General features: G+C 49.2%; 10 protein-coding genes. All 10 read right to left on the bottom strand.

From position 1 onward, the window contains the following. Positions 1-1,064 (bottom strand): conjugative transfer system coupling protein TraD (traD, locus tag BM100_RS21620; RefSeq protein WP_139217020.1); only part of this gene is annotated, 1,064 nt, incomplete at its 3' end. Further along, the gene (locus BM100_RS21625) at positions 1,061-1,600 is read right to left on the bottom strand and encodes an integrating conjugative element protein (RefSeq protein WP_092514774.1); all 540 of its coding nucleotides are present in this window, start codon (positions 1,598-1,600) and stop codon (positions 1,061-1,063) included. The genes traD and BM100_RS21625, both read right to left, overlap by 4 nt. Further along, complete coding sequence (locus BM100_RS21630; protein WP_092514776.1) at positions 1,579-2,277, bottom strand: TIGR03759 family integrating conjugative element protein; 699 nt, start codon at positions 2,275-2,277, stop codon at positions 1,579-1,581. Before BM100_RS21630 ends, BM100_RS21625 begins: the two co-directional genes overlap by 22 nt. Beyond that, positions 2,274-2,804, bottom strand: a complete 531-nt coding sequence (gene pilL2 / locus BM100_RS21635) for a PFGI-1 class ICE element type IV pilus protein PilL2 (RefSeq protein ID WP_092514778.1) — start codon at positions 2,802-2,804, stop codon at positions 2,274-2,276. Before pilL2 ends, BM100_RS21630 begins: the two co-directional genes overlap by 4 nt. A gap of 105 nt (positions 2,805-2,909) precedes the next feature. Beyond that, a complete protein-coding gene (locus BM100_RS21640; RefSeq protein WP_092514783.1) occupies positions 2,910-3,194 on the bottom strand; it encodes a helix-turn-helix domain-containing protein in 285 nt (94 codons plus the stop codon). A gap of 293 nt (positions 3,195-3,487) precedes the next feature. Next, entirely contained in the window at positions 3,488-4,453 is a 966-nt protein-coding gene (locus BM100_RS21645) for an Abi family protein (RefSeq protein ID WP_092514795.1), read from the bottom strand. Positions 4,454-4,710: 257 nt separating this feature from the next. Continuing rightward, positions 4,711-5,223, bottom strand: a complete 513-nt coding sequence (ssb, locus tag BM100_RS21650) for a single-stranded DNA-binding protein (protein ID WP_092514797.1) — start codon at positions 5,221-5,223, stop codon at positions 4,711-4,713. 17 nt (positions 5,224-5,240) lie between these two features. Continuing rightward, positions 5,241-5,450 (bottom strand): hypothetical protein, encoded by a 210-nt coding sequence (locus BM100_RS21655; protein ID WP_092514805.1) that lies wholly within the window; start codon positions 5,448-5,450, stop codon positions 5,241-5,243. A 65-nt stretch (positions 5,451-5,515) separates the two neighbouring features. Then, positions 5,516-5,980 (bottom strand): STY4534 family ICE replication protein, encoded by a 465-nt coding sequence (locus BM100_RS21660; RefSeq protein ID WP_038255211.1) that lies wholly within the window; start codon positions 5,978-5,980, stop codon positions 5,516-5,518. A gap of 276 nt (positions 5,981-6,256) precedes the next feature. Next, positions 6,257-6,510: topoisomerase DNA-binding C4 zinc finger domain-containing protein (locus tag BM100_RS21665; protein WP_175494998.1), on the bottom strand; the 254-nt coding region annotated here is incomplete at its 5' end.

A 6,510-nucleotide genomic window follows, 5' to 3' on the forward strand; every position in this document is an offset into this window, starting at 1 on the left:
TTTTCTTTCAGTTTGCTGAGAGAATGATTGATTTGCGCCAACAGCTCCGGTTGCCTCTCTTCCATCACTCGGATGGCATAGCGCTGATACAGTTCGCTAATATTATTGACGTAGCGGGTGATCAGCTGGTAATCCGGCCGGTGCCCCAGCGCCACTAGGGCACGGGCGACAATATTGACAAACCGCCAGGCAAATTCACGAAACGCCGCACTGTTGCCTTCGCCACTGAGCTGCCCCGCCAGACGGGACGCTACCTCGGATACCCGGCCAAACCGCCCGACGGCGTTATAACGGGCAGAGATTTCCGGCCAACCCAAATGAAAGATGGACAGTTCATTACCACGCCCTGCCCGGTGCGCCTCTGCCCAGATGCGTCTTAACAGATCAGCATCCCCTTTGGGATCAAACACAATCACCACTTCACCACGCCGGATATCCTGCGTGATAAGCAGTTCAGCCAATCGGGTTTTTCCCACCCGGGTAGTGCCCATCACCAACGTATGCCCGACTCGTTCGCGCAAATCCATAAACACGTCCGCCTCCTGCGGTTCAATGCCGTGAATGGCCGGATTGCCGCCCACCGGGGGCAGCGGGCGTACCGGATTGAAGGGTGAGTCTTTACGTAACAGCACAGATAAAATCGGCCAACGGTATTCGGTTGTTCGTTCTACTGCACGGGCAAGCTGATAAACCTGAGACGGTTGCACAAATCGTTCCACTTCCGGTCGTCGCGTATCCTGCAAACGCTGGGTATGCTTCTGCTGCCAGCGAAATCCCCGGCCCAGAAATAACTGCCGGTGGCTGACGGGAATATGCTTTGTGCTCATCTGGTAACGCGGCAGGCGGCGCAGGTTCCGGCGATAACGCAGAACCTGGATGCCCTGCCAGGTGCGCACTATCGCCAGTGCGGCAAAACTGCCGCCTATGACATAACTGACGGAGGGTGCCAGTGCGATGGCCCAGGGTGCCCGAATACAGACAAATGCTGCAACGGCGGCGACCAGCGCCGTATTCAGTTCAACGGCCGGACGCAGCAAGGCCTCAACCACATAACGGCGGCTCATGGCAATAACTGCTGGGAAAGCTGGGTGTCGGTAATTAACACCGGATAATGTTGCAATTGCAACCGGCGAGCCAGTTCGGTGCCGGAAGCCGGTGACAGCAGTAAATCCGGGGCTAATGCGCGCAATGCCTGTAACCCCGCCATGTCTCTGACATTCACCACCAACCCCACAGCCTGTTGTTTCGTCAATGTAGTTGCATTCTGGTTCAACCACTGGCGTGAAACGGGATCATCCCCAATCAGAAACAGCGCGCCAATCCCCGGCAGTTGTAATGGTCTACCAGCGACTTTCCCCGGAGTGAGTTCCGATGTGCTGACAGGCAACATGACAGATTCACCTATGACTTCGGGAGAGAAAGGCGGTGCCGATGGTAAAGACGCATCATGTTGTTCGGCATTAATGCTGTCATAAAAGGGCGAGGCATCTTTGCCGCCTAAATCGGCAATCACATTCAGTTCAGCATGACAGGCTGTCATCCATAATAAACCCACAACGGGGAATAAGTTCAGTAGTTTCATAATGAGGTGATCTGCCATCCCTGCTCTCCCTGCCGCAGCAAGACCGGCATCCGACCTTTGCCAAACCGGAACCAGTAGCCCGCATCATGATTCAGGGTGATTTGTCGGCTGCGTACCCGCTCAACGGGGATTTGATGTTTTTTGGCCCACTGCCGCAGCAGATCATCATTCCCCTGACTGTCAACCAGATAAATATCAACAGGTTGCTTCGCAGCCAACACTTCAGCCAGACGGGTTTCACATGACGGGCAATCTTTCGCTTTGACAAACAGGGCCAGACGACCGCTTACCTCCCGTGTTTTTTCCATGTTAACGGGCAGAACATCAGGAAACAGCCGCTGCCAGGCCGCATTCACTTCTCGCTGAAAGCGCAGCTCTTTTTCGGTACGGGCGAATTCTGTTTTGACCCACTGCTCAGCATAACGGCGGCGTTCGGCCTCATTTTCAGCCTCAATGCCCAAGGTTGTCAGCGGATCAAGTCCCGGCGATTGAATTCCCCTTGGCCCCGCCATCAGATGCTGATAACGCTGATATTCCTCCCTCTTCAATCCCCATTGCCCGGCCGGTGTTTTCAATGTTTGCGGTTGGCTTTCCACCGTCTGCGTCTGCTGTGACGTTAAAGGTGACGGACTATCTGCCCATGCCGGGCTGCCGAGTACGACCCACACCATCAGCCCCATTTGAGACCATTTCATGGTTGTTTTCCTTGTGGGGGTTGTGGGAGCTGATAACCCGGTCGCAGATGGTGACAAACCTGACGTTTTACCCCATCCACGTCCAGTTGCCAGGCTGGGCCTGCCATGAGCTGCAAAGCCGTATGCAGCCGAACAGGGCCTAACTGATGGTGCACGGAAGGCAACGGCTGACGATATAAAATGTCATTGGTCTTTTCAGGTGCACACAAGGTATAGCCCGACTGGCGCAAGACATCACGCAGGGCATCGCCCACCGTAGGCTGCTGGGAAGCAGGGAGACGCACCTCAATCAACTGGGAAAGCGGGTCACGCTGTGCGGCTGTCGGGTCGATGCTGACCAACAGATATCGGCCATGACGAATAACTTCCGGCGTGTGTTGATAAATATCAGAAGGAACAGGCTGAATATTGCGCGTGACCTGCGTTGCAGAAACCACCTGTTCGGAGATGGGTTGGGGTTGTTTGGACGGGGAATGGCATCCCGTCAGGATAGTGGCCAATATGCCCAGTAATAGGGTTATTCTCATTCCTGTTATTCCTGCCCGGCAATAAAAGCCTCAATGTGCAGGAAATAACAGGATTTTTTCAATCAACAACTGAAACTGCCTTTTAGGAAATAAAAACTTTATTGCTTATTGTTCTGCTGTTTTTGCTGAAACCGTCTTGCGTGTCGTACGTTCAATCAACTGACCGGCTTGATCAAAATAACGACTCGGCCAAATTTCGGAAGGATGGACCTCAAGGGTATTTGCAATGATCCATTCCCCTTTTGGCCATGAGCGGGATAAGGTGTTGGCAAGGGTTGAAGAGCTTAATCCGGCTTCGCGGGAGACTGCGGCGAGGGTTGTACCACGTTTGCGTAATGCACAAATAATTTCGGCTGGGTGCCAGTCTTTCTGAGTGTGAGTCATCGTCATACCTGCTTCCCTTTCTGTAGATTATTGGTGGTAGTTCAGACAGGGTTAGCAATACCGGAAACACTCGACCGGCGAGACGTGAGTCTCCCCTGCCTGAACCACCATTGAAAGGGTGATAGCAGACACACTGGTAGAAATATCCTACCAGTGGAGTGTTTCTCAGGGTTGCTAATCCCTGACTATCGGATTTTGCCGATAGCGTTTCTACTTTAACGAATTATGTTATCTAATTCAATAATCGAACGTGTAAGTTTAACAAGTAAAGTAACTTACCTGAGTTACTGGCATTCCGTTTAGCCATGAATTCTGTCTGAAGAGGTCTCTTTTTCACAAAAATCTGTATTTGATTGCCAGAGTGATGAGTGCTCCCAATTATCAATAAATCCCATCGTTTCCCAGTTTACACAGCAAGGTTTTTCTTTCATTAACTCCGTTAATTGTGTTTTTAAACCATTATAATAAGACACCTGAGCTGAAAGGTATTTCAAAATAGCCAACCGACTATAAAGCGTTGTTGGATTAATAATATGTTGTTCTAATTCACGCCCTTTTTTCGGCGGGAATGCCCGGAAGGAGCGATTCCAGATACGATTGTGGTGTGCACAAAGATTGCGAATATGACTTAATGTATGAAACCACGACGCCATGACTTCATAACTTTTCACATTAAATTTGCGTGCAATGGCTTTTTGATCCACCTGTAATAACGACTTATATATTTTTGACCATGAGCCAAAGCTCAATGTTTCTGTGATCATCCAGGAAGGCGGGTATTTTGGCGTGTGATATTTCTGCTTATAATGTTCAATAAACGTTTCTTTAGCCTCATTAATCTGACCAAAAAAGTTTTCATAGTGGTAGTCATTACTCAGAACAGATAAGTTCATGAACCAATGAGCACCATATTTTCCGCACATGTGCTCAGATAAACACGTTCGTAAAGCTATTTCCACTTTTTGTATTTGTTCGAGGATAATCAGACGCAATTTTCGGTCGAATTCATAGAGCTGAAGAACATCTTCTAATGTCGTTCCTTCAACAAAATGTTTCGGCTCAATCGGCTGTGGTATACGCTGTTCATCCATAAGATAAAAAGGATAGAAATAACCGCGTAATCTATAATAACCGATGAATGTCAGTGCATGCTCCGCAGCCTTTTGCTCTTTTATGATTAAGCCGCGTTTCCGAAGTTTATTAATAAGAAAAGAAATATCTTCTGGACGCTTTTGATAAATCTTCTTTTGCGTTGTAGTCGTCATAGATATCACAGAAAGTAAAATTCAGGCAAAAAAAAACCTGCCAATTTGCGCATTCCCTGATTCAGGGACTCAGCGTGGCAGGTGTACTTGTTATTAAGTATACATGTCTGTGCTAATATTTTTTATCAAAAAGTGCTATTAATGTAAAATAATCATTTAATATCATAAAGATATAGATAACACTTTTGCGTTACACGTTAAAACATCCAGCCCTATTTTAATTTAGCAGGGCAATATGTTAATGATGGAGGCATCACTCAGAACGGAATTTCCGAATCCCAGTCGGTGTCATCCTCTTCCGGTAACACTGAGACCTGTTCTGGCTGTGTTTTTTTTCTTTCCTGATTAACAGGTTGAGACGGTAGCTGCTTCTGTGCTGGCTTATGTCCAGCCTGCTGAGATGCCGCGTGCTTCAAATCCCCACGACTCCCCAGCATCTGCATCGACCCATTCACATTCACCACCACTTCAGTTGAGTAGCGATCCTGCCCCTGGTTATCCTGCCATTTGCGCGTTTTCAGCTGGCCTTCGATATACACCTGCGTCCCTTGCTGTAAATACTCCGCCGCAATGTCGGCTAATTTGCCGAAAATGGCGACCCGGTGCCACTCCGTTTTTTCCCGCAACTCGCCGGTTTGTTTATCCCGCCAGTTATCTGAAGTGGCCAGTGAAAGCGTGGCCACCGTACCGCCGGTCGGCAGGTAACGGATTTCCGGATCCTGCCCCAGATAGCCCACTAAAATCACCTTGTTAATTCCGCGTGAAGCCATATTCCTTTCCTTATCGGTTAAACTGACTGACGTTGTGTCCATTGCCCTTGTTTCAGGGCAAACTCCGCTTGTTCGCGGTAGGCAAAATACTCCACGGATTCACGCGAGCACGGTTCTCCCGCATCCATCGTGCCGATATAAAAACCTGCACGGCTTCGCAACACGGTTAACGGTAATTGTTTATGGCAATATTGCAGGGCCAGAACCCCAATCGGTGCAACATTCATCACGGTATCCTGTTGTCTTATTCATAAAGGAATGCCCTGAAATTTCAGGGCAGGTCAATGGAATATCAGAAGGAATTTTCTGCATATTCTTTTTGCGTAATGCCGTTCTGAGGCGGCATCGAATCGGATTGTTCAGCCTGATACACTTTTTCCTGACCGATTTTAATCCAGTCAACTTTGATCAGACGGGCTTTCAGGCTAACGCGCTGTTCACCCGCATGATCACCGCGTTTCAGGGTAAAGATATCCGTTGAAGGATTGCTTAACGTAAAACCCAGTAAGACTTTTTTGTCCTCGTCTACCGCTTTCTGGCAACGGCCGACCAGACTGGTTGCTTCCTTGCCAACCACGGTGATATCAAAACGCACATAGACCGGGTTATCACTCGGCCCGTTCAGCGCATTGATCACACAGCTCAGGAACGTGCCACTGGCGGTGCTGACATGGCGGATATTATTCAGATAACCCAGACCCTTAATATTCAGGTTGAAATAGTCGTTTTTGGTTAAAGTTGTGGTGTTCTCAGACATACGATGTTCTCCATGGAGATAAAAAATACGGTGTGACGGAGAAAATCCGCTTCCCTGACGGGAATGATTTTTCCCGCCGGGCGTCAGACGCCTACGTGGTTGACGTTCTGATAAAGAATAAAAAACCTTCACTGCCGTTGGACCAGCAATATCTGCTTTCAAAGGTGGGCAGATGTACCGCAAACAGGCGCTCCCTTTCAGGCTACGGGAGTTTTCGGCTAAAAACTGCGTGATTTTTAAAGCATTCGTCAATGGGATCAATCAATAACCCTATCTTCATGCCGACGAATTTCCCCGCCGGTTTTTTCGGGAGCCGGTCACCGCGCTGGCATTCAGCATCCCTTTGCACGCCGGGTAGCGGGTGCAGCCCCAGAACGGCGTTGTTTTTCCCATGCGTTTTTGCATCGTGCCGCCACAACGTGGGCACACAGGGGGTTTCGGCAGGGTAAACTGAATCGGCTGCGCCTTGCCCTTTTCCATTAAATGAGCCAGCCATTGCGCCTGTTTCTGCATAAAGCTATCCAGTGTGG

The organism is Xenorhabdus mauleonii, assembly GCF_900113945.1.
GTDB classification, from domain to species: domain Bacteria; phylum Pseudomonadota; class Gammaproteobacteria; order Enterobacterales; family Enterobacteriaceae; genus Xenorhabdus; species Xenorhabdus mauleonii.

Coding starts and splice junctions, on each gene's coding strand:
- BM100_RS21625 (WP_092514774.1), bottom strand. CDS start 1,600: ATGGCAGATCACCTCATTATGAAACTACTGAACTTATTCCCCGTTGTG.
- BM100_RS21630 (WP_092514776.1), bottom strand. CDS start 2,277: ATGAAATGGTCTCAAATGGGGCTGATGGTGTGGGTCGTACTCGGCAGC.
- pilL2 (WP_092514778.1), bottom strand. CDS start 2,804: ATGAGAATAACCCTATTACTGGGCATATTGGCCACTATCCTGACGGGA.
- BM100_RS21640 (WP_092514783.1), bottom strand. CDS start 3,194: ATGACGATGACTCACACTCAGAAAGACTGGCACCCAGCCGAAATTATT.
- BM100_RS21645 (WP_092514795.1), bottom strand. CDS start 4,453: ATGACGACTACAACGCAAAAGAAGATTTATCAAAAGCGTCCAGAAGAT.
- ssb (WP_092514797.1), bottom strand. CDS start 5,223: ATGGCTTCACGCGGAATTAACAAGGTGATTTTAGTGGGCTATCTGGGG.
- BM100_RS21655 (WP_092514805.1), bottom strand. CDS start 5,450: ATGAATGTTGCACCGATTGGGGTTCTGGCCCTGCAATATTGCCATAAA.
- BM100_RS21660 (WP_038255211.1), bottom strand. CDS start 5,980: ATGTCTGAGAACACCACAACTTTAACCAAAAACGACTATTTCAACCTG.